This is a genomic window from Devosia sp. MC532 (assembly GCF_016461625.1).
In the GTDB taxonomy this organism is placed as follows: domain Bacteria; phylum Pseudomonadota; class Alphaproteobacteria; order Rhizobiales; family Devosiaceae; genus Devosia.
This window is the reverse complement of sequence record NZ_JAEMNZ010000009.1, coordinates 47,921-74,116: the sequence shown is the minus strand read 5'-3', so window position 1 is coordinate 74,116 and position 26,196 is coordinate 47,921. Positions and strand designations below refer to the sequence as shown.

Sequence of the window (26,196 nt, the reverse complement as noted above, 5' to 3'; positions counted from 1 at the left end):
GTCTCAATCCCCCTTTCCTTCTATCCGATCTCCTGAACGGACGAGTTTTTTGTCGCTTAATCTTAAAATCATCATCGGCAGCACCCGCCCCGGTCGTGTCTGCCCCAAAATTGCTGCTTGGGTTGCTGAAAGCGCCATTGCCCACGGCCAATTCAATGTCGAGATTGTCGATCTGGCTGAAGTGAACCTGCCGTTCCTCGATGAAGCAACGCATCCACGCTTGCAGACCTACGCCTTCGAGCACACCAAGAACTGGTCGGCCATCGTCGGCTCGGCCGATGCTTTCATTTTCGTGACCCCGGAATATGATTTCTTCACCCCCGCCGTCACCATCAACGCCATTCAGGTGCTGATGAACGAGTGGGCCTATAAATGCGCGGGCGTGGTCAGCTATGGCGGCGTTTCTGCGGGCCTGCGCTCAGCGCAGACCCTGCGCACCCTCCTGAGCAACGTCAATGTGCACGCCATCCCGCAGGTGGTGCCCGTGCCGATGTTCCCGCAGTTCATGCAGGACGGTGTGTTTACGCCAAACCAGCCCATGATCGACGGCATGACGCTTCAGCTCAACGAACTGGCCAAATGGGCCGCAGCGCTCAAGCCAATGCGCGCCTAAACTGAACGATGCCGCCTCCGGGCGGCATTTTTGTTTGCGTGACAACTTGCGTTTGCCGCCCTAGCATCACGCATCCAAACCAAGCTGAGGAGGCCAGAATGCCTCACTTTCTAGCAGTCTATACGATGACTCCAGAAGACCTCGACCGCTTCCGCGAACGCCCTGAGGAAGAGCAGAACGCCGTGGACGATCAGGGGCTCCCGGCGTGGGAAGCTTGGGAGAAGACCCATGCGGCCATGATCGTTGATAAGGGCGGCATGGTGGGAGGCACCCTGCGCGCGTCCGGCTCCGGCATTGCTCCGGCCAGAAATGACATCTGCGGCTATATCGTTGTCGAGGCCGAAACGATTGATGCCGCCGCAGCCATTTTTGCTGACCACCCGCATTTTGCCATCTTCCCCGGCAGTGGCGTCGACATCATGCCCTTCGTCACGCCCTACCCCATGCCCTAAAAGCAAAATGCCGCCCCTTACGGAGCGGCATTTTTTTGATCAGCACATTCGGATCCCTATGGAAGCCCGAATGCAAAAATCTAAAAGTCAGCGCTTGAGCGGGCCGACCATCTGTTCTGGCTTCACTTCAGCGTCGAACTCTTCGCCGGTGAGCAGACCCAGTTCAATCGCGGTTTCACGCAGGGTCGAACCGTTCTTGTGAGCGGTCTTGGCGATCTTGGCCGCATTGTCATAGCCAATCTTGCGGTTGAGCGCCGTCACCAGCATCAGCGACTGGTCCACCAGCTGCTTGATGCGCTTGTGGTCTGGCTCAATGCCGATGGCGCAATTGTCGTTGAACGACTTGGCCGCATCCGCCAGCAAACGCACGGACTGCAGGAAGTTGTAAGCGATCACGGGCTTAAAGACATTGAGCTCGAAATTGCCCTGCGAAGCCGCAAAGCCGATTGCCGCGTCATTACCCATCACCTGAGCCACAACCATGGTCATGGCTTCCGACTGAGTCGGGTTCACCTTGCCAGGCATGATCGAAGAGCCCGGCTCGTTTTCTGGGATGGTGATTTCACCCAGACCCGAGCGAGGACCCGAAGCCAACCAACGCACGTCATTGGCGATCTTCATGAAGGCGACAGCGAGCTGCTTGAGCGCGCCCGAGGTGCCAACGAAAGCGTCGTGCCCCGCGAGCAGCGCGAACTTGTTCGGGCCAGTGACAAAGTCATGCCCGGTCAGCGCCGCGATTTCCGCCGCCACAGTCACCGCATAGTCTGGATGGGCGTTAAGCCCGGTCCCAACAGCAGTGCCACCCAGCGCCAGCTCCTTGAGCTGCGGCATGGTCTTCTTGATAGCGTCGAGCGCATAGTCGATCTGCGCCACCCAGCCCGAGATTTCCTGACCAAGGGTGAGCGGGGTTGCGTCCTGCAAGTGCGTGCGGCCGATCTTGACCACATCCATGAACTCTTCGGACTTGGCATTGAGCGTGTTGCGCAGCAGCTCGACGCGTTCGTAGAGATAATTCTCGACCGCTTCCACCGCCGCGATATGCATCGCAGTTGGATAGGTGTCGTTCGAGCTCTGGCTCATATTGACGTGATCGTTCGGGTGCACAGGCTTCTTGGAGCCCATGACGCCGCCCGCCATTTCAATGGCGCGGTTCGAGATCACTTCATTGACGTTCATATTGGACTGTGTGCCCGAGCCGGTCTGCCAGACAACGAGCGGGAAGTGGTCAGCGAGCTTGCCTTCGATGACTTCATCGGCCGCAGCAACCACGAGGTCGCGCGTTGCCGCATCCATCAGGCCCAGCTTGTGGTTGGCCAGCGCCGCCGCCTTTTTCAGAATGCCGAAGGCACGGATGATTTCGACGGGCATCTTTTCCCCGCCGATATCGAAGTTCATCAGGCTACGCGCCGTCTGTGCCCCGTAATACTTATCGGTCGGAACCTCGATTGTGCCCATGGTGTCCGATTCGACGCGCGTGCTCATTTGCCTTCTCCAAACTGTTTGCAAACACCGCTTCTTGTGGCGGTGGGGGTAAACAAAAACGGCCGACCCATCACTGGATCGACCGTTTAATATCAAATCTAGCGCATCTGCGCCAAACCGCCTTTCGGCTTAGCCCTTGACCGCGAGGATCTGGCGACCGCGGTACATGCCGGTCTTGAGATCAACGTGGTGCGGACGGCGAAGCTCGCCCGAATCCTTGTCTTCGACATAGGTTGGGTTTGCAATCGCGTCATGCGAGCGGCGGAAACCGCGCTTCATTGGCGAAGTTTTGCGTTTTGGCACTGCCATGGTCGGAACTCCGAATTCAATATCGTTGTGCCGCCAACTAGCGGCCCAGAGAGATTATCTCTGTCAGGATTGGTGCGGTCTATAGATCAGAAAACCACCCTTGGCTAGGGGTTTCTGACTCAAAACACGGGCCTTTGCACTAAAGTGAGAGCTGCCCGCCCTGCCCCACACAGGACGCCCGGGCCCCATATTCTTGGGTACGTTGCTGCACAATCCCCGCCACGCGGCTGAGTCCGCGATTGGGATTGGCCGGATTGCGCACGATCGGATTGGGCAGTGTCACCGCCAAAAGGCTCGCCGTGCGCCAGTCCAGATTCTGCGGCTCCCGCCCAAAAGCCCGGTTAGCGCCCGCTGCCACACCAAATTCCCCGTCCGGTCCCCATTCGGCGATATTGAGATAGATCTCCATGATCCGCTTTTTGGGCATGACCAGATCGATATACATCGCCAGCGGCACCTCGAGCGCTTTGCGCACCGCGCTCTGCCCATTCCAAAGGAAGAGATTGCGCGCCACCTGCATGGTCAGCGTCGAAGCGCCGCGGGTCGGTTTGCCTGCAAAGTAATTGTCGATCTCGATTCTCAACGCGCTCATATCGACCCCCCAGTGCCGACAGAACTGCCCGTCCTCGGAAAGGATCACCGCGGCCTTCAAGCGGTCCGAAATATCGTCAATATCGCGCCACACCCGCGTCACCGGTTGCCCCGTCACCCCGCGCACCATCATCGGCACCGAAATGGGCGGCACCACCAGATAGATCGGCGTCATCACCACGGGAATGGCGATCAACACCCCGAGAATGATCATCGGTATTTTGAGGGCTCTAAATAGTGATTTGATGCCTTTGGACATTCCCCCTCTTTAAAAGAACCTCTCGGTCCTGCAAACCCGTGCCACCCCGGCCTCTTGCTGTATTTCCCCCTTCGGGCTAGCAACGAGCCATGTACGATTTTTCTGCCGATAGCGCTGATTGCGCCCGCGCCGTTGAAGCCGGCCTCTCGCAATATCTAACGGCCACTCAGCTGAGTGGACCGGGTATTCCTGCCGATCGCCTGGTTGAGGCCATGCGCCACGGCGCACTCGAAGGCGGCAAGCGCCTGCGCCCGCTACTGGTGCGTCAGGCCGCGGCCATTTTCTCCGTGCCCAAAGAGGCGACGCTGAGCGCGGGCCTCGCCGTTGAAATGATCCATTGCTATTCGCTGATCCACGACGATCTGCCCGCCATGGACAATGACGACATGCGTCGCGGCCGCCCCACGGTCCACAAGGCCTATGACGACGCCACAGCGATTCTGGCGGGCGACGCGCTCCTTACCCACGCCTTTTCCATGCTGGCCGATGAAGCCTGCCACGCAGACCCCACGGTGCGTATTCGCCTTGTCACCGAGCTCGCCTCCGGCGCTGGTGCTGGCGGCATGGTTGGCGGGCAGATGCGCGACATCGAAGGGGAAAAGGGCGGCTTCACCCCGGATGAGATTTCCACCATGCAGGCGATGAAGACCGGCGCGCTCATTCGCGCCTCCGTCCGCATGGGCGCGATTCTCGGTGGTGCTGAACCGCGCGCTCTCTCCGCCCTCACAGCCTATGCAGAAGCCGCAGGCCGCGCCTTCCAGCTTGCCGATGACATTTTAGACGTCACCGCCACCGCTGAAACCATGGGCAAGGCCACGGGCAAGGACGCCGATAAGAATAAGCAAACCCTCGTCGCTCGTCTGGGCGTCGATGGCGCGCGCGAGGCGCTGGCGCAAATCGTCAATGAAGCAGTTGGGTGTCTCCGCACCTTTGGCCCCAAGGCCGACGGCCTGCGCGCCACCGCCCGCTATTTTGCCTCACGGGAGAAATAACTTGGCTCAGCTCCTCAGCGTCAATGTCGGCGTCCCGCGCAACATTCCCGGCACCCAGACGCTGACGGGCATCTATAAGCTTCCGGTCGAAGGCCCCGTCGCCATCACCCGCGAAGGCATCGCCACAGACATCATCGCCGACCGCCGTCACCACGGCGGTGCTGACCAGGCGATCTACGTCTATTTCCAAGAGGACTATATTTTCTGGGAAAGCCAAGGCGTCGCCACCGAGCCCGGTCTCTTTGGCGAAAACTTCACCCTCTCGGGCACCGATAGCCTCACCTGTGCCATTGGCGATCGCTTCACCATTGGCGAACTCGTTCTTGAGGTGACCTATTACCGCAAGCCTTGCCGTACCTTCTCGGCCCGCATGGGCAATCCTGCTTGGGTCAAACGCTTCCAAAAAGCCCGACGCTCCGGCGCATATTGCCGTGTGATCACCCCGGGAACCGTACAAGCAGGCATGGATGTCACCATCACCCCCTACTCTGGCGAAAGAATCACCACCGCCGAAATCATGGGCTATGATGGTGTTGCCCTCATCCCCGACGATTTCATGCGCCGCGCTCTCACCACGCCACTGCGGGAAAAGACGCGCGAAAAATACGAAACCAATTTGAACCGACTATTCTGAGTTTTCCATGAGCCTTGAATCTGTCCAAGCGGACCTCGCCGCCCGCGCCCCAGACCTTGCCGTCATCGTCACCGAAGACTCCACTGCAACTGTTCAGCTGGCCGCCGAAGTCCATGGCGTTGAACCCGGACAGATCGCCAAAACGCTTTGCATCAAAGTCAAAGACGAAGAGTTCTTGCTGGTCACGCGTGGCGATGCCCGGCTCGACAACCAAAAGTCCAAAACCGCCTTTGGCGGCCGTCCGCGCATGTTGGGTGCTGAAGACGTGCTTCGTCTCACCTCCCATCAAGTTGGCGGCGTTTGCCCCTTTGGCCTGCCCGCACCGCTCAAAATCTATCTCGATACCTCGCTCAAGATTTATGACGTGGTCATCCCCGCAGGCGGCAGCACCCATTCCTCGGTGCGCCTGACCGTCGAGCGCCTTGCCGAGCTCTGCGGCAATAATTGGGTCGATGCGGCCCAATTGCCCGAGTAACGCGATGAGCCCAGAGCAGTTCATTGCGCAAAAGCTTCCGCTTCAGCCTTTGAGCCTCTGGCCCGACATTGTTCTGCATCAAGCCAATGCCCATAGCGGCCTCGCCGCTTGGCTTGAGGCCTATGGCCACCGAGCCGCACCCTATTGGGCCTACGCATGGGCTGGCGGGGCCGCGCTGGCCCTTCATCTCAAAGCCCATCCGGAGTTGGTTGCTGGTAAAACTGTTCTCGATCTCGGCTCGGGCTCAGGCCTGGTGGGCATAGCCGCTGCCAAGCTGGGCGCCGCTGCGGTCTTCGCCCTAGACCCAGATCCATTGGCGCAAGTGGCAACCACGCTTAACGCCGAGGCCAATGGCGTTGCCCTCACCCTCGTCCCAACCTTGCTCCACACCGACATCGTCGTCGCGGGCGATGTCTTTTATGACGAGGACAGCGCCGCAGCCGTCCTGCCGCTCCTTCAAGCCCTTGCCCAAACCGGCACGCAAGTTCTGATCGGCGATCCGTATCGATCCACCCGACCCGCTGACGCCATGCGCGAGATCGCGCGCTATTCTGTGCCAGACATGGGCGCAAAATCCCCCGTCCCATCGGGGATTTTCGCGCTCATCGAGCGCCACTAAGAAGGTTCCCTCCCCCTCGCGCATATCGGCCTTGCCCGGCCAAAACTTGCCAATATGTCGCAATCCTCCTATATCGCCAGCTCAAGAGGACGACCTCTTCCAGTTTGGTTTGTGTACCGGGACGGCCCGGATAACCATGGGGTCATCCATGCGCACCACACGTGATCGTATCCGCCACGCCATCTCTTTCGAGCTCATCGGCATTTTGCTCGCGACCCCGCTCGCGGCCTTCGCCTTCCATTTGGAGGGCGGCGATTCGATGGTCATCGTTATCGCCAGCGCCACCGTCGCTATGCTGTGGAACTACATCTATAATTTGATGTTCGACCACGGCATGCAGCGCTTCCGGGGCACAACCGAAAAGACCAAGCTGATCCGCGTCTTTCACGCGATCTTCTTTGAAGTCGGCCTGCTCGCGATCATGCTGCCACCCATCGCTTGGTACCTGCAGATTTCGCTACTCGACGCCTTCATCATGGATCTGGCCCTCGCCATTTTTTACATGATCTACGCGCTGGTCTTTAACTGGGCCTACGACCGCATTTTCCCGCTCCCCGAGTGGACTGAAGGTAACGCGTAATTTCTCGATCAAACTGTCGCAGCATCTGGCTGAACACAGATTAATCACCTACCTATGCTGCGCCGTCTAAGGACGGCGTAGTTCTGGGTTAGGTATCAAATGAAGCTGTTTTATACGCCAGGCGCTTGCTCGCTGGCTTCGCATATTGTTCTGAACGAAATCGGCGGCACTTTCAGCATTGAAAAGGTCGACCTGCGCGCCAAGACAACCGAAAGCGGCGCTGATTTTCTCGCGCTGAACCCACGTGGTGCTGTTCCGGCGCTCGAAGTGGCTCCAGGCACCGTTATTTCGCAGGGCCCTGCAATTCTGCAGTATCTGGGCGACAACTCCGACATCGCCGCTTTCAAGCCTGCTTACGGCTCGATCGAACGCGCGCGTCTCCAAGAAGCGCTCGGCATCATTGGCGACACGCACAAGGCTTTCGGTGGCCTGTTCAAGCCAAATCTCTCGGACGAAGAAAAGGCCGCCGTTATCGGTGAAATCAACCGTCGTGTTGGCCAGATCGAAGCAACGCTCACCGACGCCAGCCCATATTTCCTCGGTGACTTCACCCAGGCTGACGCTTATGCCTTCACAGTCATCAACTGGGGCCGCCAGCTCCTCGACTTTGCAGCCTTCCCACGCGTTGGCGCACTGATGGCCGCCGTTGGTGCCCGCCCAGCCGTTCTGGCAACGCTCAAGGCCGAAGGCCTGATCTAAGGCGCACGCCAAGCCAAACAAACAAAAGGGGCGCTCAGCGCCCCTTTTTTTCAATTCAGATGCCCGGTGAATTTTAAAGCGCTGAGCACGATGATCAGCATGGCGAACCAAAACAGTCGCCGTACATTGCGTTCACTCATTCAGCCGCATCCTGACGGCCTGCGCCGAACTTCTTTTCAATGTAAGCAGCGACCATGGCCTTAAACTGATCGGCCACATCGGCGCCGCGTAGCGTTGCCACCTTCGCGCCATCGACGAAAACCGGCGCCGCTGGCGTTTCCCCGGTACCGGGCAGCGAAATACCGATATTGGCGTGCTTGCTCTCGCCCGGACCATTGACGATGCAGCCCATCACCGCGACAGAAAGCGTTTCCACACCGGGATAGCGCTCGCGCCACGCAGGCATGGAGTCGTTGAGGTGGGTCTGAATTTCCATGGCAAGGGTCTGGAAGGTCGAAGATGTTGTGCGCCCACACCCCGGACACGCCGCCACCACCGGCAAGAACTGACGGAAGCCCATGGTCTGCAAGAGTTCCTGCGCCACCTTCACTTCCGTCGTCCGATCGCCACCCGGCTCCGGCGTCAGCGAAATGCGAATGGTGTCGCCAATCCCCTGCTGCAGCAAAATCCCGAGCGCCGCCGAGGAAGCCACAATGCCCTTAGAGCCCATACCGGCCTCTGTCAGACCAAGGTGCAAGGCATAGTCGCAGCGTGCCGCCAAATCCTGATAGACCGCGATCAGATGCTGCACATCCGACACCTTGGTCGAGAGCAAGATCTTATTGCGCGGCATCCCGAGCTCTTCGGCCCGCGCCGCAGAAAGCAGAGCAGACTGGATGATCGCCTCGCGCTGCACAGCCGCAGCCGAGATCGGCTGAGCCGAATTGGCGTTATCATCCATCAACCGCGTCAGCAGCTCTTCGTCGAGCGAGCCCCAATTGACGCCGATGCGCACCGGCTTGTCGTATTTATTCGCGATCTCAATCAGTGTGGCAAACTGGGTATCGCGCTTGGCTTTGAAACCCACATTGCCCGGATTGATGCGATACTTGGCCAAAGCCTGCGCACAGGCAGGGTGATCGGTGAGGAGCTTATGGCCGATATAGTGAAAATCCCCGACCAGCGGCACGTCATAGCCCATGGTCAGAAGACGATCGCGAATTTCAGGAACCGCAGCCGCGCTCTCGTCGCGATCCACGGTGATGCGCACGATCTCAGAGCCAGCGCGTGCCAGCTGCATGACCTGCTTTACGGTCGCATCGATGTCAGCTGTATCGGTATTGGTCATGGATTGGACCACGACGGGAGCCCCGCCGCCAACCATAACGCCACCGACATTGACACCAACAGACTGCCTACGCGGCGCTGGACCGGACATATTCTTCCCCGAAGATACTCTTGCCTACGCAAATAGGCCTTCCACCATGGACTGGCAACTCAACAATGGCGTGACGCTCAACGCAAATGCGCAACCGTGCCTCTCGAGGGGCGCGATACTCTCGTATGCCAAGGCCGCGCCCAGTGAGCCGCCCAGAAGTGCCAGCCAAGTGCCACAAAAAGGCCAATAGAGGCCAAAACGCCCTAAACACGGCGCGCCGACAGAATTATCGTTATAAATCAGCGCTCAAGAACCCGTGAACTTTGTGATCACCGACAAGTCTTGAACGGGAGCAATCATCCCCCATTTATGGGTCATGATGAACCTCCTCCTCCCCCGTCTGATCCTGTTCCGCAAAGAAGTCGCGCAGCTCTGGAAAGCATTCTGGGCACGCGAGACCCCGCTTTATCTCAAAGCGGCAACGCTGTTTACAGCCTTCTACCTCATCAACCCCTTTGACATCGTCCCCGATGTCCTGCCCTTTATTGGCTGGGTGGACGATTTTGTCCTTATCCCGCTGATGGTTAGCTGGATCGTCTCGCGTATACCGGTCCCCGCTAAGGTCTATTCCGGCAAGCATGGCCCCACCATCGACGGCACAGCCAAGCGTCGATAAATCAAAGGCATAGTCCAGCAGAGTTATAAGTTTAGTTTTTTGCCGTGACAGCGAGCACTTATTCCGCGTAAGAATAATTTATGCGTGAAATGGTGCTCCTAATGGATCGACAGATTACGAATGTTACTTTTAGCCTTGCTGGGCCTGCTACACTTTCGGCGTTTGCCGTAATTTTTTTAGTTCTTTATTTTCAAAACCGACAACATACCCACCTGCTGATTTTTGCAGCCACAGCTGGCACGTTCAGCCTTGGCATGCTGACGCAAATCATTGATGCGCTTAACGAAACAGAGACTGGCCTCCCGGCCAACATTCTCTACGTCATAGCGGGCTTCCTGTTCTGCGCAGGACTGGCCAAGCGCATGGGTAGGCAGCCGCCCTACCGCGTTATGGTCCCCGTGCTGATCATCCTTGCCCTACAGACTTGGTACTTCACTTATGTGAACCCGAACCAGTTGGCGCGCATCTATCTCCTCAATTTCTCGGCCGGGCTAATCTTGATCATTACGGCCTTAACAGCCATGCCCGGACGCCACGCGGTGTTCACCGAAAAGCTGCTGTTCTGGAGCTTGCTCCTTTTCGGCCTTCACTTTTTCCCGCGCACTATTCTGACTGCGGGCTTCGGGCTGCAGATGGAGCCGGACGATTTCATGATCTCGTCCTATTGGTTCACCTTGCAATTGTGCCTTTCTGCATTTGGATCAGCGGTTGCCATTGCAGTGCTCTGCGCCTGTATCTACGACACCGTGAATTACATGACCGATGATCGCGACAGAGACCGGCTGACACGGGTCCTCTCACGCCGCGCCTTCCATCAGCGATCAGAGGAAATGCTCAGTAAAAGCGGTAGTTTACCTTGCTGCTTAGCGATCTTTGATATCGACAACTTTCGCCGCTTTAACCAACGCCAAGGCTATGAGGAAGGCGATCGCATCATTGCGGAGTTTGGCCACGTCCTCGCCCGCAATATCCGTCGCGCCAATCTAACGGGCCGTTTCGACGGCGAAGAATTTTTAATTCTTCTCCCCCAAACCAAACTGGCGATTGGGATCGACACGCTGAAAGATTTCAAGGCGACACTGCGCGACCACAACTTCTGCAGCGACGATAATCTGGGCCCAATGACCATCAGTGTGGGGATTGTAGAAATCGGGGCAGACGAAACCTACACCCAAGCTTTGATGCGGGCCCAGCAGGCCCTCAAGAGCGCCGAGGCCGGTGGCCCAGATACGCTGGTGGCGGGCACAGCGCCAATAGCTGAACAAAAAGAAAGCCCCGCGTTAAGCGGGGCCTTCCAAGCTTAGTCGAGGCGAACCAGAAGGTCCTTAGCGTCAATCTGGTCACCCGGCTTAATCAGAAGCTCAGCGACAACCCCATCCACTTCAGCGTGGATGGCGGTTTCCATCTTCATCGCTTCGATCGAGCAGAGAACGTCGCCAGCCGAAACCTTCTGACCTTCCTTAACCGCTAGGGTCGAGATAACGCCCGGCATCGGAGCGCCAACCTGCTTCGGATCACCGGCAACAGCCTTAGCGCGAACCTTGATGTCACCGGCCTTCAGACGATCCGGTACGGTGATGGTACGCGGCTGACCGTTGAGGTCGAAGAACACACGTACTTCGCCCTTTTCGTTGGTCTCCGCACGGCCCTGATAGTTCACAACGAGGGTCTTGCCCTGTTCGATGTCAATCAGCAGCTCATCGCCTTCGTTCAGACCGTAGAAGTAAACCGGGGTCGGCAGAACTTCAGTTGGACCATAACGATCCTGGGTCTTTTCAAAGTCCGAATAGACCTTTGGATACATGAGGTAAGAGGCAAGACGGAAGTCATCGATCGGCATGCCGACTTCTTCCGAAACCTTCTTACGCTCGGCTTCCAGATCAACATCCTTGAGGTAGGAACCCGGACGCTCGGTGAGCGCGGTCTTGCCCTTGAGAACCTTCTTCTGCAGTGCCTGCGGGAACCCGCCAGGAGGCTGACCAAGGTCACCAGCAAAGAAGCCGACAACGGAATCCGGGAAGGCGATGTCCTTGTCTGGATTTTCGACGTCTGACCGCGAAATACCAGCCGAAACCATAGCCAGAGCCATATCGCCGACAACCTTGGAAGATGGCGTCACCTTCACAATGTCACCGAACATCTGGTTCACGTCAGCATAGGTCTGCGCCACTTCGTGCCAGCGAGTTTCAAGACCAAGCGAACGCGCCTGTTCCTTGAGGTTGGTGAACTGACCGCCCGGCATTTCGTGCAGATAGACTTCCGAAGCGCCGCCCTTGAGATCGCTCTCGAAGGCACGGTACTGCGTGCGCACGGCTTCCCAGTAGAAGGAAAGCTGACGGATCGCCTTAGCGTCGAGCTGCGGATCCTTGTCGGTATCAGCAAGCGCGGCAACCAGCGACCCAAGGGTCGGCTGCGAGGTCGTGCCCGAAAGCGCGTCCATCGCCGCGTCAACCGCATCAACACCCGCATCTACAGCTGCCAGAACGGTTGCGGAGGCCGCGCCCGAAGTGTCGTGTGTATGCAGGTGGATCGGCAGACCGATTTCTTCCTTCAGCGTTGCAATCAGCTTCTTGGCTGCTGCCGGACGCAGGAGGCCCGCCATGTCCTTCAAGCCAAGTACATGGGCGCCAGCGGCTTCCAATTCCTTGGCCAGATTGACGTAATACTTGAGATCGTACTTCGCGCGATCTGGATCGAGCATATCGCCGGTGTAGCAAATAACGCCTTCACAGACCTTATTGGCTTCCAGCACCGCATCCATCGACACGCGCATGTTTTCGACCCAGTTGAGGCAATCGAAGACGCGGAAGATATCAACGCCGCCCTTAGCCGCCTGCGCGACGAAGAACTTTACGACGTTGTCTGGATAGTTGGTGTAGCCAACGCCATTGCTGCCGCGCAGCAGCATCTGGGTCAGAATGTTCGGCGCACCGGCGCGAACCTTGGCCAGACGCTCCCACGGATCTTCGTTGAGGAAGCGCATCGACACGTCGAATGTCGCCCCACCCCAGCATTCGAGCGAGAACAGATTTGGCAAACCACGCGAATAGGCTTCAGCAATACGCGTGATGTCAAAGCTGCGCATACGCGTTGCCAGCAAGCTCTGGTGCGCGTCACGCATGGTCGTGTCGGTGAAGAGAACCCGCTTCTGATCCTTCATCCACTGCGCAAGACCAGCCGGGCCATCGCGATCAAGAATCTGACGCGAGCCTTCGATTGCGGTCAGTTCCGGGAATTCCGGCACGAACGGCGCCGCCGCAGCAGCAGGCGGACGCGGACGATCACGCACTTCCGGGTGACCATTGACCGTCACATCGGCGATGTAGGTCAAAAGCTTGGTCGCACGGTCCTTGCGCGGCTTGAAATTGAATAGATCCGGCGTCGTATCGATGAAGCGCGTGGTGTAGCGGTTCTCGACGAAGTCGGTGTGGGTGATGATGTTTTCGAGGAAGGCCAGGTTCGTCGACACGCCACGAATACGGAATTCGCGCAGCGCGCGGTGCATACGGGCAATGGCTTCATCTGCGGACGGCGCCCAGCAGGTGACCTTTTCCAAGAGCGGATCATAATAGCGGGTGATGATCGCGCCAGCATAGGCCGTACCACCATCCAAACGCACGCCAAAACCGGTCGCACCGCGGTATGCAGTGATGCGGCCATAGTCTGGAATAAAGTTCTGTTCTGGATCTTCAGTGGTAACGCGGCACTGGATGGCGTTGCCGTTAAGACGAATGTCTTCCTGCAGCGGCACACCCGATTCTGGCGTACCGATCACAGCGCCATCGAGCAGATGGATCTGCGCCTTGACGATGTCGATTCCGGTCACTTCTTCAGTGACAGTGTGCTCGACTTGGATGCGTGGGTTCACTTCAATGAAGTAGAACTTGTTGGTGTCGGCATCCATCAGGAATTCGACTGTACCAGCACCACGATAGTTCGCTTCATTGCCGAGGCGCACAGCCGCGCCAGTCAGTTCGGCACGAACGTCTTCCGAAAGGTATGGCGCAGGAGCGCGCTCCACAACCTTCTGGTTACGACGCTGCACCGAGCAGTCGCGCTCGTAAAGATGCACAAGATTGCCGTGATCGTCACCGATCAGCTGAACTTCGACGTGACGCGCACGCTCGATCAGCTTTTCGAGATACATCTCATCCTTGCCGAACGCAGCCTTGGCTTCACGTTTGCCTTCAGAGACTTCGGCGATAAGGGTGCTTTCGTCCATGATGCGGCGCATGCCGCGACCACCGCCACCCCACGACGCCTTAAGCATCAGCGGGTAGCCGATCTCGGCCGCCATACGCTTCACTTCGTCCATATCGTCTGGAAGCGCGTCGGTGGCCGGGACAACCGGGACATTGGCCTTGATCGCCATATTGCGCGCGGCGACCTTATTGCCGAGATCGCGCATGGTCTGCGCGCGCGGGCCAATAAAGGTAATGCCAGCGGCTTCGCAAGCGTCAACGAATTCTGGGCTTTCCGAGAGAAGACCATAACCGGGGTGGATTGCATCCGCACCCGAGGCCTTAGCGACACGAATATACTCGTCGATCTGCAGATAGGCCTCAACCGGGCCTTTCCCCTTACCGATCAAATAGGCTTCGTCAGCCTTGAACCGGTGCAGCGCGAGTTTATCCTCTTCGGCATAGACCGCGACGGTCTTAAGCCCAAGTTCGTTTGCCGCGCGGAACACACGGATTGCAATCTCGCTGCGATTGGCGACGAGGATCTTCTTGATTGGCATCGATTTAAACCCGAGCTAGAGGGGCGTATTCCTCACGGTGAGGTCGGCTCAGTAATCGACGGAATGAACGGTTGCCCGCCCAACCGTCGTAAGTTTCTAAGATTGGCTGAGGTAACCAGCCAGATGGCTCATGTCATAGCCTGCTTCTGCTGCCTGAGCGATGATCTCTTCGGCTGGCTCCTCACCAGCGCGCGAAAGAGCCCAGAGCGTTGTAGAACGCGTACCCGAGCGGCAGAAACAGAATACCTTGCCTTCGCTCCCCTCAAGCGCAGACTTGGTGTTTTCGATCAGTTCCGGGTTTACCCCGTCACGGCCGAGTGGAATAGAAACATAGGTGAGCCCGGCAGCATTTGCGGCTGCTTCGATTTCAGCTCCAGCCGGTTGATCCGGCGATTCCCCATCTGGACGATTGTTGATGATCGTCGTGAAACCAAGGCTTTTCAGCGTCGTCACGTCTTCCGGCTGTATCTGTCCCGATACACTGACGTGATCGTTAATACGCTTCAATTCCAAGGCTCGTCTCCCTAAACCAGCACTAGCGACGGTTGGTTATAATCGGTGTACGCACCGGTACGCAACTAGCACAAAAGGCGAAGCTGTCATGCAACTGTCATTTGCCGCGATTAGCGGATCTATTCCGGGCTAACCCAAGCACGCCATATCGATTGATTTCGCTCGACAAACTGCGCTGCCACAGCTTCCTCGCTTGCCCCAGGCTGGCTCAACTCTGCCAACATTGCGTCCATTTCTTTCAGTGAGAGCGTCGCTCTTTGAAAATATCCCGCAATAAGGGGCGAATTCACCACGAGATTTTCAGAAAGCGCAATAACGACTGTTTCGGGCGCGAAGGCGGACGGCTTTGGCAGCGCACAGTTCAATGACGCCAGACATTTAGCCGCAGCCTCGTCATATGCCCCCATATCCACAGGGGTGAAATCGAGCTGAGCCAGAACCGGATTTGGCTGCCAGTAGTAAAAGAGAAAAGCATCGCGTTTGTTCACCGCTTCAGCGATCAACTTATCCATTTCGAACCGATTGGCGGGCTCCACCACCTCGACCAATGATCCAAGGCCAAGCGCCCCAATCAGATTGCGATTGATGACCGAGCAAGCCCAGTCAGCCGGGCAGGAGATAAATGGGATTTTTTCGTTACGGGACAAAAGCGGGATCGCTTCTGCCAGATTGGCAAGATTGGGGGCGCCAGTGAATGACTGCGCCGTTTGGGTCGGCATAAACCAGCCCTCAAAGCTCTGCGTGTCGTAGCTGGGCGCTGCCGAACGCACCAATTGGCTGTCCATTGCGCTGTTCCACACCTCGGCAATACGGCTGACCCACATTTCGGGAGCAACTGTTGGCAAGGCTGCTGCGCCCATGCTGGAGGCCGTCGCTGCGAGATCGCCCTGAACAAACTGCACATCGCAGTCATATGCCTCGCGCAAAATATTGGCATGAACCTCAGCCAAAAGTGCAGCAGAGGGCCAACCCATTTTGGCCATGGCAATCGGCTGGGTGCCGCAGGCAAGAAGCGCAACACTCTCCGCCGTTGACGGGGCCGCTTCACTGGGCGCGGCTTCATCGTTCAACACGCTAAACTGAGCCTGCGCCGAGATCGTCATCGCCGCCAAGAATAGCCCCGTTATCGCCTGTCTATGCATAGCGGCCTGTACTCCGTCTTGTAAGGCTCAACTTATGCCGAAGGGGGCCACGTTAAGCAACCGAACGAGCTTATGAAATGCTCGTCTAAATACCGGTGACTTTTCCCTCAGTTCTATGCAAGACTTTACTCAGCGGGGCGTATGACGCGCCCCCTAAAGGTGCCGCGCCGTAGGGAGGGACTGATGCAAAGGTCTCTGGCGCAACCATAAGAGGGATAACAATGCTGAAAAAATCTTTGAGCCTGGCAGTCGCTGCCGCCACCTTGCTTGCCGCCGCGCCAGTTCTGGCAGACGACGTGAAGATCGGCTTCCTAGCAGACATCACAGGCCCGATCGCCGGCTTTGCACCGGGCATGGTTGATGCTGCCAATCTGGCCATCACAAACGTAAATGATCAGGGCGGCATTTTGGGTGGCGACACTCTGGTGTCGGTGCTCGCAGACTCCGCATGTGACGGTGGCGCGGCTGGTCCTGCCGCCGACCGCTTGGTGAACGCTGAAAACGTCGTCGCCATCTTCGGTGGCTTCTGCTCCGGCGCAACGATTGCTGGTGCTAACGGCTCGGCAATCCCAGGCAATGTCGTCATGATCTCGCCAGCGTCGACTGCACCTGCGGTCGCAGAGCTCGACGACAATGATCTGGTGTTCCGTGACGTTGTTCCGGATAGCATCCAGGGCGTGAAGGCTGCAGAACTTCTGCTGGCACAGGGCACCAAGGAAGTCGGCCTCACCTACGTCAACAACGATTACGGCTCGGGCCTTGCTGGCGCCTTCGCTGACGCGTTCGTTGCTGGTGGCGGCAAGGTTCTGTCCAATGTCGCTCACGAAGACGGCAAGGCCGACTACCGTCCAGAAATCGGTCAGATCGAAGCCTCGGGCGCGACCACATTGGTCATCTATGGCTACGAAAATGCTGGCGGCGGGGCGATCCTCAACCAGGCAATCGAAGCTGGCTCCTTCACCCAGTTCATGGGTGGTGACGGCATGGCCGGTGAAGCGCTGCTGTCTTCGCGCAACGCAGCAGATCTCGAAGGCATGATCCTGACGCAGGCTGCCGCTGCGGCTGGTCCATCGTTTGACGCACTTGATGCAATCACCAAGGCTGCAGGACAGGACGTCAACGGCACCTATGTGACCAACTCCTATGACGCCGTCTTCCTGCTGGCACTGGCCATTGAAAAGTCGGGCGCAGCTGATCGTAACGGCATCTCCGCTGCCCTGCGCGATGTCGCAAACGCTCCAGGCGAAGTCATCCTGCCGGGCGAATGGGCCAAGGCTAAGGAACTCATCGCAGCGGGTACCGACATCAACTACGAAGGTGCATCCGGCACTGTTGAGTTCGACGCTGTTGGTGACGTAGCCGGCGCTATCAACTACTTCGTGGTTGAAGGCGGCGCAGTGGTCAACAAGGGCCTAGTTGAGTAATCCTCACACCAAGGCACTGTATCCAGCCCGGGCTAACGCTCGGGCTGTTTCTTTTTGGGTAGCCCAATGGCCGACAATAACACGTTAGATTTCTATGCAGCGAATGCTGCCGACTATGTGGAACATGGGCAGGACGAGCCCTCGTCGCATTTGCGTGCCTTTGCTCAACTTCTGCCCCCGAAGGCCAAAATTCTCGAATTGGGGACGGGCAGCGGCCGGGATGCTGAATACTTGCTTCAACGAGGGTTTGATGTCACGCCGACGGACGCCTCTGCGGAGTTGGCCGCCCATGCAGAGGCGCGCCTCAACCACCCAGTCCACATTTTGGCCTTCGACGCGCTTGAGGATGTCTCTCAATACGACGCAGTGTGGGCATGCGCTTGTCTTTTGCATGCACCAGCCTCGGAGCTAACCGACGACCTATCGCGCATTCATCGGGCGCTGAAGCCCGGCGGACTGTTTGTTGCCAGCTTCAAGGCGGGCCATGGCGAGGGGCGCGATAGCTTCGGGCGCTATTACAACTATCCGAGCGCAGACACCCTTCTCGCTCATTATCGCGAAGCGGCGCCTTGGGGCGATCTGCAGCTACAATCGGAAGATGGAAGCGGCTACGACAATCTGCGAACGCAGTGGCTCTGGGTGACGGCGCGACGCTAGGCGCAAAAGAAAGACCCGGCAGTTTTTCTGCCGAGCCGTTCTTGTCCACCCTGTCTCAACGCTAACTGCGTTTGACCACTTCGGGGATCAACCCCTTGGGCGCGTAGCGCAGCGCGATAGTGATCACCACACCCAAGACAAACACGCGCATTTGCAAGGCTCGGCTGTCGATTTCTGGGATAGCGCCCCACCCCATCTGCTCTGTAATGACCGAGAGATTGAGGAAGATCATCTGCGCGAGCGGGTCCGAGATGATCCAAATGATGTAGATCAGGAACGCGCCAAGCACGACGCCCCAGTTATTTCCTGCCCCGCCAACGATCACCATCACCCACACCATGAACGTGTGATTGATGGGCTGGTAACCGGAGGGGTCAAAGATCTGGGTGAACGTTGCGAGCATAGCGCCGCCGATGCCCATCAGGATGGAGCCGAAGACGAACAGCTCCAACTGGCGTCCAGTGACATCCTTGCCCATGGAGCCTGCAGAAATGTGGTTGTCGCGGATTGCCCGCATCATCCGGCCCCAAGGGCCACCATAGGCACGCTGCACGAGGAAGAACGCGCCAACTAAGATGGCAACGCAAACAACAAGGAACATAACGCGCGCGTAGATAAAGCTTTCCGGAATCGACGCGCCTGCGGCCTGCAACTGTTGTGGCAATGGGGTTGGCCAAGGCATTGGCGACACGGTCATCGTGCCCCGGGTTAGCCAATCCATATTTTTGACCAGCGCGCGGATAATTTCGGAAATGCCGATCGTGGCAATCGCCAAATAGTCGGTCCGCAGACCAAGGCTGATCTTGCCAACATAGAAGGCAATGACCGCCGACACCAAACCACCGAAAGCCCAGCCTAAGATTGGGTGCAGACCCAAGCCCCCTACAAAGCCAGCGGTCGATTCTATATAGGCCGCAGCGGGGTCAATTTGGGTCCGATAGATGATGTAGCCGACGAACCATGCCAAGGCGACAATGACGGTGCGCGCTTTACCGGTAATGCCAAGACGATCCACTTTGCGCGCCGCCCACACCAACGCAACGGCAATGAGGAACGCGAGCACAGCGCGACCCAACATAAGTGGGCCGTCACTTTCCCAAAACGCCATGTTGACCGGATAGGAGAGAAACACGGTCGAGGCACCACCGACCATGAGAAAGCCCATGATGGCGAAATTGAACAATCCGCCATAGCCCCACTGAATATTGAGGCCCAGTGCGATGAGGGCAAAGGCGGTCGCCTGCGTCAAAATCAGCAGGATAGACGCGGTCCCCTGAACCAGGCCCACGAGCAACACCAGGACGAACATTGCCGTAAACAAGGAAATGCCACGCCGTACCGGATCTTCCCAAATTTTGGATAGTGAAGAGGGCGACGCGCTCATGTCGATGCTCCCTTAAAAATACCCGTCGGGCGCACGAGCAGCGTAATCACCAAAATCACAAAAGCGACTGTGAGCTTATATTCCGTCGGGACCAGTGCCAGGTTCGACGGCAGCTCCATGCCTTCGGGCAAGAAGGCGTTGAGAGGTCGTAAAACAGCAGTCCAGTTGAACACTGCCAGCGTTTCGGCAAAAGCAATCAAGAACCCGCCCACGATCGCACCATAGGCGTGGCCGAGACCGCCAACGATCGCCGCCGCAAAGATCGGCAACACAATATTGAAAGCGAGGTCCGGCATCAGCGCAACGTCGAGTGCCAGCATGGTTCCAGCCACACAAGCGAGCGAGCCCGCAATCACCCAAGTGACGCGCACAACAAGGGCGGTATTGATCCCGGAAACCTGCGCAAGGTCTGCATTGTCCGCCATAGCGCGCATCGCCTTACCCAGTCGCGACCGGGTCAGGAAGAAATGCAGGGCGATAACGATCAAGGCCGTAACCACAAACATGATGATCTGCGGCTCGGTGATGCTGATGGGGCGCGTGCCCCCGGCCCAGCTCATATCGAAGCGGAAGATATCCTTGGTTTCGCCTTCCACATACAATTGGCGCGTGCTCGACCCAAAGATCAGACGCACAAGGCCTTGAATCATCAGCGTCACGCCGATGGATGCAATAAGCAGCGTCACCGGCTTTGCCCCGCGGGCGCGCAAAGGCGCGTAAAAGCCTTTATCGATCCCCAACGCCAAGAACGCTGTGATGACCATAGCCACCGGCAGAACAATGAACGCCATCGGCAGTGGCAAGATAATACCCATCGCCGCCATGGCCGATGCCAATAGGAAGGCGATAAAAGCCCCCATGGTCATCATGTCGCCATGGGCGAAGTGCGCAAAGCGAAGAATGCCGAAAACCAGCGTCACGCCAATGGCGCCTAGCGCATAAATCGATCCCAGAACTGTTCCGGAAATTAGAGCGCGGTTGATAAAGAAAATAAGCTCGTCCACGCCTAGCCCCCCAGGAAACTCTTGGCCACTTCCGGATCGGCAATCAGTTCCGGTCCAGTGCCTGTGAAGCGGTTCTGCCCCTGCGCCAAAACAAAGCCCTTAGAGGCAAAGGCCAAAGCCTGCCGGGCGTTTTGCTCCACCATCAATATGCCGACGCCTTCGTTGTTGACGCGCACAATGGTTTCAAAAATCTCGATAACATAGCGCGGCGACAAGCCTGCGGAAGGCTCATCAAGCATGAGGAGGCTGGGCTTGCTCATCAGGGCTCGACCCATGGCCACCATTTGACGTTGCCCACCAGAAAGCTCACCGGCAGGTTGACGGCGTTTTTCCTTGAGCACTGGGAACATGTCGTAAACCCAACTCAACGTGCCGGAGAAATCGTCGCGACGGGTAAATGCGCCCATCTCGAGATTCTCTTCGACAGTCATAGAAGTGAAAACGTTTTTCTCTTGCGGCACAAAGCTCAGCCCTTTGGGCACGAGCTTATCAGGGAGCGAATTGGCAATATTCTCGCCACCAAATTCGATCGTTCCGCCTGTAACTTTAAGCAGGCCAAAAATGGCCTTGAGAGTCGTCGACTTTCCCGCGCCATTAGGCCCAACGATGACACCGATATCGCTCTGCTCAATGGCCATGTCGACGCCATTAAGAATCGGCGCGCCACCATAGCCGCCAACGACGTGCTTTAACTCGATCAACGCCATTAGTTTGCTACCTCTACCGGGGAGCCAAAATAGGCCTCAACGATGGCAGGGTTTGCGCGAATTTCGCTCATCGGCCCCTCGGCGATTTTTTCGCCCTGTGCCATGACGATCACCGGATTACACATCCGCCCGATGAGGTCCATGTCATGCTCAATGACAAAGAAAGTGTAGCCAAGCTCGCGGTTCATGCGCTCGATATTGTCCGCCAGATCATTGAGCAACGTCTTGTTGACGCCAGCAGCAACCTCGTCGAGCAGGACGACTTTGGCATCGACCATCATCGTACGGCCAAGCTCTAGGAGCTTTTTCTGCCCCCCGGAGAGATTGCCAGCCAATTCGTCACGGACATGTCCGAGCTTGAGGAAGTCGATAACCTCCAGCGCCTTTTTGCGCACTTCGGTTTCTCGGCTACGCACGAGTCTGGGTCGCAGCCAATTGTCGAGCAAGCTTTCACCCGGCTGCTCGCCGGGAACCATCATAAGGTTCTCTAGAGCGCTCATCTGGCTGAATTCATGCGCAATCTGAAACGTGCGCAACATGCCAATACGGAAAAGGGCATGTGGCTTCATCCCCGTAACGTCCTGATCATCAAAGATGACCTGTCCGCTATCAGGAACAATGTTTCCGGCGACTATATTGAAGAGTGTCGATTTCCCGGCACCGTTAGGCCCGATCAGCCCAGTGATGGAGCCGCGCCTGACGGAGAGTGAGCAGTTATTGACGGCCTTGAGGCCGCCAAAACTCTTGCTGACGTTTTGAACGTCAATAACTAAGTCGGAGGACAAGTTCCCGAGAGCCCCGATGTTCCTGAACAAACTATTGCGCCCGGTTATTCCGAGCTGTCTTCAGGCATCTGTTCATACGATTGCGAACCGGTCAACCGGGGCCACTTAGTCAAAGTGCAGCCAATACCGCATCAGCTGTCGATTTATTATTGGCAAAGGGCACGTCGTATAACGTCGCTAGGCGGTTTAGCGCTTTGATATCAACATCATGAGGTTGCGCTGACAGGGGATCAATAAAGAAGATCAACATGTCCAAGCGCCCTTCGCAGATCATTGCACCAAGCTGTTGATCGCCGCCGAGAGGCCCAGATTTAAGCAGTTTAACGTCAAGACCGGTTGCGGCCATAATACGGCTACCGGTTGTCCCGGTGCCCCAGAGCTCGTGTTGAGCCAGCTTATCCTTATGAACCTCCGCCCACCGGCAGAGGTCATCTTTTTTGTCGTCGTGGGCCACAAGGCCAATATGCGCCATAAGAAGTCTCCGTTGCTCTCTTTTAGCCCTTAAAAGGGGACAGCGAGCAACGGATATTCGTTGAGCAGGGGTTAGAATTCATCCCAGTTATTGGCGAGCGCGGTATTACCACTCGTTTGGAGTGGAGCACCCCCACGTCTGCGGCGCTGTTCGCTCACCGGCGCACGCCCGGCACGATCATTCAGGCGGAACACATCCACGATCACGTCTAGCTCGCTCGCCTGTGCTTCGGTCTGCTCGATGGCAGCATTGGTTTCTTCAACCAGTGCAGCATTGTGCTGGGTCATCTCGTCCATCTGGCGGACAGCCGTAGTCACTTCGCGAAGAGCGGTCGACTGCTCACGATTAGCCAGCGCGATCGAGTCAATTAGGCTAGCGCTCTCTTCAGCACCGCCCTGTATCGCCTCAAGGGTTTCGGCCGCCTTAGACACCAGCAAATTGCCGCCGCGAACCTCGTTCGCACTCGCCTCAATAAGCGTCTTCACTTCGGCGGAAGCATTGGCGGTACTCTGCGCCAAGCGACGAACTTCAACCGCAACCACGGCGAAACCCTTGCCCGCTTCACCGGCGCGCGCCGCTTCTACGGAAGCATTCAACGCCAAGAGATTAGTTTGGAACGCGATGTCATCGATCATGCCGATGATGTTGGAGATTTTCGCAGATGACTGACGAATTGCGTCCATTGCCTTGGTCGCGTCGGCCATCACATTGCCGCCTTCAATGGCATCCTGAGCGACAGACCGCGCCTTCCCGCTGGCATCATTTGCGCGCGTAGCATTCTCCAAGACCGCTGCCGACAACTGCTCAACGGAGGCAGATGTTTGTTCAATCGCAGCTGCCTGGCGTGTCGTGCGATCGGCCAGATCGTTGGTGCCAGCCAAGATTTCACTTGTAGCCGTTTTCAGCGAGCGCGATGTATGTTGGAGCTGACCAACAATGTCGGCAAGCTTGTCCACCACCGCATTGGTATCCTGCTTGAGTTGATCAAACTGCGGGTCCAGGTCTTCCGTAACACGCTGGGTCAAATCACCGGTTGCAACACCGCGCAAAACTTTACCCGTAGCGTCCATCGCCTGATGAATTTTCTCACGGGACGCCGCTTCAGCTTCCTGCGCATCCGAGGTGAGCTTATCGAAATAAGCCGTCACACCAATGTCGATGTCGATCAGCATCGACTTCATCATCGCGACGATCTTGTCGGAGACGTCGGCCGCGCCTGCCATGACCTGATCGCAGCTCGGTGGCACCATACGGCCAAAGCGCCCCTTCTTGGGCTGCATGACCTCGGTCATCAAATCTTGGACGACATTCTTGAGCAAGGTTTCAAAAATGACGCCGTAACCACCAATGTGCCAGCGCGGCTCCAACCCGATCAGGGCGTGCCGCAAGCCAACCTTGGCGCTGTTTTCCATATATTCAGCGTCGAGCTGACCAGCGGCAATCGCGCTCCAATGGCCAATTTGACGTGACTTGGCGCGATCCATGTGCGGGCGACCACCACCGAAGAAACGGGCCACTTCAGGTTCTTTAGCGACCTTGTCATAAAAATGATCCAGCGCTGGACCGACATGCTTTTCAATGGTTGGCTGAATACTGGCCAGCTGCGCACGCGCATCTTTGTTCAGGTCAATAAAGTCCAGGCGAGTTTGCAGCGCGGCAGGAATGTTCGAAGGCAAGTCAGACACCATAGTTTAGATCCGCTGGATCAGTTCACCATTCCAGATGCGAACATCTTGATCTGGATCAACCAACCCACAGCGCTAAACGACGAGGGTAAACACGGAGTTATTTACCGCTCGTGAAATGGGACAAATCAAAGATTTAGGTGCAGAACCGCGCAGTCGCCGCCCACTGCTGCGACAACACCTGTGCTTTACTCTGCAGCACGCAGGCTTTGCTGAGACGCGTGCTCTGCTGTGCCCGCCCCGTCGCTTTTAAAGACGGCAACCAGATCATCCAGGGCTGCCGCTTGTGTTTCAGTTTGCTCAATAGCAGCGTTGGTCTCTTCGACGAGCGCGGCATTGTGCTGGGTCATCTCATCCATCTGCCGCACGGCGCCAGATACCTCGACCAAGGAGGCAGATTGCTCCCGGTTCGCAGTGGCAATTTCGTCGATGAGTGTTGCGCTCTCTTCGGCGCCTTTGACAATGTCAGCGAGACGATCAGCCGCCTTTGACACCAATTGCGAACCGCCGCGCACCTCGCCCTCGCTGGCTTCGATCAAAACTTTAACATCTGAGGACGCTTGCGCAGCTGACTGAGCGAGCCGCCGCACTTCAATCGCGACAACAGCAAACCCCTTGCCGGCTTCGCCAGCCCGCGCTGCCTCAACAGACGCGTTGAGCGCCAAAAGATTGGTCTGGAAGGCAATGTCATCAATGAGACCGATGATTTTTGAGATTTTGGTCGACGATGCCTCGATCGCGGTCATGGCCTCGGTTGCCCGACCCATCACTGTCCCACCATCGATTGCCACAGAGACCACGTGGCGCGCTTTTTCGTTGGCACTGGCGGCACGCTTGGCGTTTTCAGTGACAGCTCCTGTGAGTTGCTCCACCGAGGCCGATGTTTCTTCAATGGTGGCCGCTTGCCGGGTCGTGCGCTCTGAGAGGTCGTTGGCCCCCGAGAGGATTTCACCCGTGGCAATTTTTAACGAGCGCGAGGTGGTACGCATTCCCTCAACGATCTCCTGCAACCGCCCAAGCGATGAGTTGAACGCGTGACGCAAGGCCTCATACTGGCCTGTATAAACGTGATCGATATGGCCAGATAAATCGCCCTGCGCCATCATTCGCAGGCTTTTTGTAAGTTCGTTTATGACGCCCTCGGCGCGCTTGCGCTCGGTAATGTCGGTGGCAAACTTGACAATTTTTGAGACACGACCCGCGGCATCGAGCACGGGATTGTAGCTCGCCTGGATCCACACTTCTTTCCCGCCCTTACCGAACCGCTGGAACTCTGCGGCCACATATTCGCCGGACCGCAGGCGCTGCCAGAACTGAGCGTATTCGTTTGTCCTTGTGTAGGCGGGATCGCAAAACATGGCATGATGCTTTCCCACGATCTCGGCCAAAGTGTAGCCGAGCGTCGTCAGGAAATTGGCGTTTGCAGCGATGACAGTGCCGTCTAAGTTAAACGAAATCACCGCCTGAACGCGCGAGATCGCTTCGATTTGAGCCGCATGGTCCGCCGACATCTGTCGCTGTTCGGTAATATCGGCGGCGAACTTGATCACCTTGACTGGCCGACCGCTGGCATCGAACACCGGACTGTAGCTGGCTTGTATCCAAACCTCCCGCCCACCCTTACCAAAGCGTTGGAAGGCGTCGGATTTGAACTCACCTTTGCCGAGGTCCGCCCAGAAGTTTTTGTATGCTGGACTTTTGACATATTCGGGGGCGCAAAACATGGAGTGGTGCTTGCCCCGCACTTCATCGAGCCCATACCCCAAGGCCTTTAGGAAGTTCTCGTTGGCGGTAATGATTGTACCATCGAGTTCAAACTCGATGACCGCCTGACTTCTCAGCAGGGCAGCAAGTTTGGCTGCGTTGTCTTTGTTGCTGTTCTGCCCAAACGAAAACCGTCTCATGCCCATGCCCCTTTGGACCGGCGGCACACCGGCCGTGCACGAAAAGACTGGAGGAGGATGGTTAACCAAGACTTTTTTG

The 26,196-nt window shown here is 57.2% G+C and carries 26 protein-coding genes; 12 read left to right on the top strand and 14 right to left on the bottom strand.

The annotated features are described in order from the left end of the window. Positions 1-49: 49 nt before the first annotated feature. Both JHC09_RS12245 and JHC09_RS12240 read left to right on the top strand, forming a co-directional pair. Positions 50-613, top strand: a complete 564-nt coding sequence (locus JHC09_RS12245) for an NAD(P)H-dependent oxidoreductase (protein WP_199532156.1) — start codon at positions 50-52, stop codon at positions 611-613. Between the two features lie 98 nt (positions 614-711). Next, a complete protein-coding gene (locus JHC09_RS12240; protein ID WP_199532155.1) occupies positions 712-1,065 on the top strand; it encodes a hypothetical protein in 354 nt (117 codons plus the stop codon). A gap of 87 nt (positions 1,066-1,152) precedes the next feature. On the opposite strand, the gene fumC is transcribed toward JHC09_RS12240, so the two are convergent. The 3 genes from fumC to JHC09_RS12225 all read right to left on the bottom strand — a co-directional run bounded on the left by fumC (position 1,153) and on the right by JHC09_RS12225 (position 3,706). Beyond that, positions 1,153-2,547 carry a class II fumarate hydratase gene (gene fumC / locus JHC09_RS12235; protein ID WP_199532154.1) on the bottom strand — a complete coding sequence of 465 codons (1,395 nt, stop codon included), beginning with the start codon at positions 2,545-2,547 and terminating at the stop codon, positions 1,153-1,155. Positions 2,548-2,676: 129 nt separating this feature from the next. Next, positions 2,677-2,856 (bottom strand): 50S ribosomal protein L32, encoded by a 180-nt coding sequence (gene rpmF / locus JHC09_RS12230; protein ID WP_169195547.1) that lies wholly within the window; start codon positions 2,854-2,856, stop codon positions 2,677-2,679. Positions 2,857-2,995: 139 nt separating this feature from the next. Then, positions 2,996-3,706 (bottom strand): transglycosylase domain-containing protein, encoded by a 711-nt coding sequence (locus JHC09_RS12225; RefSeq protein WP_199532153.1) that lies wholly within the window; start codon positions 3,704-3,706, stop codon positions 2,996-2,998. 89 nt (positions 3,707-3,795) lie between these two features. Between JHC09_RS12225 and JHC09_RS12220 the strand changes: the two genes are divergently transcribed. The 6 genes from JHC09_RS12220 to JHC09_RS12195 all read left to right on the top strand — a co-directional run bounded on the left by JHC09_RS12220 (position 3,796) and on the right by JHC09_RS12195 (position 7,705). Beyond that, entirely contained in the window at positions 3,796-4,698 is a 903-nt protein-coding gene (locus tag JHC09_RS12220) for a polyprenyl synthetase family protein (RefSeq protein WP_199532152.1), read from the top strand. A 1-nt stretch (position 4,699) separates the two neighbouring features. Next, positions 4,700-5,332, top strand: a complete 633-nt coding sequence (locus JHC09_RS12215) for an MOSC domain-containing protein (protein ID WP_199532151.1) — start codon at positions 4,700-4,702, stop codon at positions 5,330-5,332. Between the two features lie 7 nt (positions 5,333-5,339). Beyond that, the gene (locus tag JHC09_RS12210) at positions 5,340-5,807 is read left to right on the top strand and encodes a YbaK/EbsC family protein (RefSeq protein WP_199532150.1); all 468 of its coding nucleotides are present in this window, start codon (positions 5,340-5,342) and stop codon (positions 5,805-5,807) included. Between the two features lie 4 nt (positions 5,808-5,811). Next, a complete protein-coding gene (locus JHC09_RS12205) occupies positions 5,812-6,426 on the top strand; it encodes a 50S ribosomal protein L11 methyltransferase (protein ID WP_199532149.1) in 615 nt (204 codons plus the stop codon). 148 nt (positions 6,427-6,574) lie between these two features. Then, a complete protein-coding gene (locus JHC09_RS12200; RefSeq protein WP_169195553.1) occupies positions 6,575-7,006 on the top strand; it encodes a PACE efflux transporter in 432 nt (143 codons plus the stop codon). Between the two features lie 99 nt (positions 7,007-7,105). After that, on the top strand, positions 7,106-7,705 hold the full coding sequence (locus JHC09_RS12195; RefSeq protein ID WP_199532148.1) for a glutathione binding-like protein: 600 nt from the start codon (positions 7,106-7,108) through the stop codon (positions 7,703-7,705). 136 nt (positions 7,706-7,841) lie between these two features. Here JHC09_RS12195 and ispG read toward each other — a convergent pair whose 3' ends face one another. Continuing rightward, positions 7,842-9,083, bottom strand: coding sequence for a flavodoxin-dependent (E)-4-hydroxy-3-methylbut-2-enyl-diphosphate synthase (gene ispG, locus JHC09_RS12190; protein WP_199532147.1), 1,242 nt, complete (start codon positions 9,081-9,083; stop codon positions 7,842-7,844). Between the two features lie 319 nt (positions 9,084-9,402). Between ispG and JHC09_RS12185 the strand changes: the two genes are divergently transcribed. After that, positions 9,403-9,699 (top strand): DUF1232 domain-containing protein, encoded by a 297-nt coding sequence (locus tag JHC09_RS12185; protein ID WP_199532146.1) that lies wholly within the window; start codon positions 9,403-9,405, stop codon positions 9,697-9,699. 254 nt (positions 9,700-9,953) lie between these two features. Continuing rightward, entirely contained in the window at positions 9,954-11,003 is a 1,050-nt protein-coding gene (locus JHC09_RS12180) for a GGDEF domain-containing protein (RefSeq protein WP_199532145.1), read from the top strand. On the opposite strand, the gene pyc is transcribed toward JHC09_RS12180, so the two are convergent. The 3 genes from pyc to JHC09_RS12165 form a co-directional block, all read right to left on the bottom strand. Beyond that, positions 11,000-14,440 carry a pyruvate carboxylase gene (gene pyc / locus JHC09_RS12175; RefSeq protein ID WP_199532144.1) on the bottom strand — a complete coding sequence of 1,147 codons (3,441 nt, stop codon included), beginning with the start codon at positions 14,438-14,440 and terminating at the stop codon, positions 11,000-11,002. The genes JHC09_RS12180 and pyc overlap by 4 nt on opposite strands. 96 nt (positions 14,441-14,536) lie before the next feature. Next, positions 14,537-14,953 carry a TIGR01244 family sulfur transferase gene (locus JHC09_RS12170; RefSeq protein WP_199532143.1) on the bottom strand — a complete coding sequence of 139 codons (417 nt, stop codon included), beginning with the start codon at positions 14,951-14,953 and terminating at the stop codon, positions 14,537-14,539. A 119-nt stretch (positions 14,954-15,072) separates the two neighbouring features. Next, on the bottom strand, positions 15,073-16,095 hold the full coding sequence (locus tag JHC09_RS12165; protein WP_199532142.1) for a glycine betaine ABC transporter substrate-binding protein: 1,023 nt from the start codon (positions 16,093-16,095) through the stop codon (positions 15,073-15,075). A gap of 221 nt (positions 16,096-16,316) precedes the next feature. Here JHC09_RS12165 and JHC09_RS12160 point away from each other — a divergent pair, with 221 nt between their 5' ends. Together JHC09_RS12160 and JHC09_RS12155 are read left to right on the top strand one after the other, a co-directional pair. Next, the gene (locus JHC09_RS12160) at positions 16,317-17,519 is read left to right on the top strand and encodes an ABC transporter substrate-binding protein (RefSeq protein WP_169195561.1); all 1,203 of its coding nucleotides are present in this window, start codon (positions 16,317-16,319) and stop codon (positions 17,517-17,519) included. A gap of 66 nt (positions 17,520-17,585) precedes the next feature. Next, on the top strand, positions 17,586-18,176 hold the full coding sequence (locus tag JHC09_RS12155) for a class I SAM-dependent methyltransferase (RefSeq protein WP_199532141.1): 591 nt from the start codon (positions 17,586-17,588) through the stop codon (positions 18,174-18,176). A gap of 61 nt (positions 18,177-18,237) precedes the next feature. Here the strand turns inward: JHC09_RS12155 and JHC09_RS12150 are convergent, their stop codons facing one another. The 7 genes from JHC09_RS12150 to JHC09_RS12120 all read right to left on the bottom strand — a co-directional run bounded on the left by JHC09_RS12150 (position 18,238) and on the right by JHC09_RS12120 (position 26,117). Beyond that, a complete protein-coding gene (locus tag JHC09_RS12150; protein WP_199532140.1) occupies positions 18,238-19,560 on the bottom strand; it encodes a branched-chain amino acid ABC transporter permease in 1,323 nt (440 codons plus the stop codon). Then, a complete protein-coding gene (locus JHC09_RS12145) occupies positions 19,557-20,564 on the bottom strand; it encodes a branched-chain amino acid ABC transporter permease (protein WP_199532139.1) in 1,008 nt (335 codons plus the stop codon). The genes JHC09_RS12150 and JHC09_RS12145 overlap by 4 nt, the downstream gene beginning before the upstream one ends. Positions 20,565-20,566: 2 nt before the next feature. Then, positions 20,567-21,271 carry an ABC transporter ATP-binding protein gene (locus JHC09_RS12140; protein WP_199532138.1) on the bottom strand — a complete coding sequence of 235 codons (705 nt, stop codon included), beginning with the start codon at positions 21,269-21,271 and terminating at the stop codon, positions 20,567-20,569. After that, positions 21,271-22,056 carry an ABC transporter ATP-binding protein gene (locus tag JHC09_RS12135; RefSeq protein WP_199532137.1) on the bottom strand — a complete coding sequence of 262 codons (786 nt, stop codon included), beginning with the start codon at positions 22,054-22,056 and terminating at the stop codon, positions 21,271-21,273. The genes JHC09_RS12140 and JHC09_RS12135 overlap by 1 nt, the downstream gene beginning before the upstream one ends. Positions 22,057-22,165: 109 nt before the next feature. After that, a complete protein-coding gene (locus JHC09_RS12130; RefSeq protein ID WP_169195568.1) occupies positions 22,166-22,528 on the bottom strand; it encodes a methylglyoxal synthase in 363 nt (120 codons plus the stop codon). Positions 22,529-22,599: 71 nt separating this feature from the next. Further along, positions 22,600-24,216 carry a globin-coupled sensor protein gene (locus tag JHC09_RS12125; protein ID WP_248309004.1) on the bottom strand — a complete coding sequence of 539 codons (1,617 nt, stop codon included), beginning with the start codon at positions 24,214-24,216 and terminating at the stop codon, positions 22,600-22,602. Positions 24,217-24,401: 185 nt separating this feature from the next. Further along, positions 24,402-26,117, bottom strand: a complete 1,716-nt coding sequence (locus tag JHC09_RS12120) for a methyl-accepting chemotaxis protein (RefSeq protein ID WP_248309003.1) — start codon at positions 26,115-26,117, stop codon at positions 24,402-24,404. Positions 26,118-26,196: the final 79 nt, after the last annotated feature.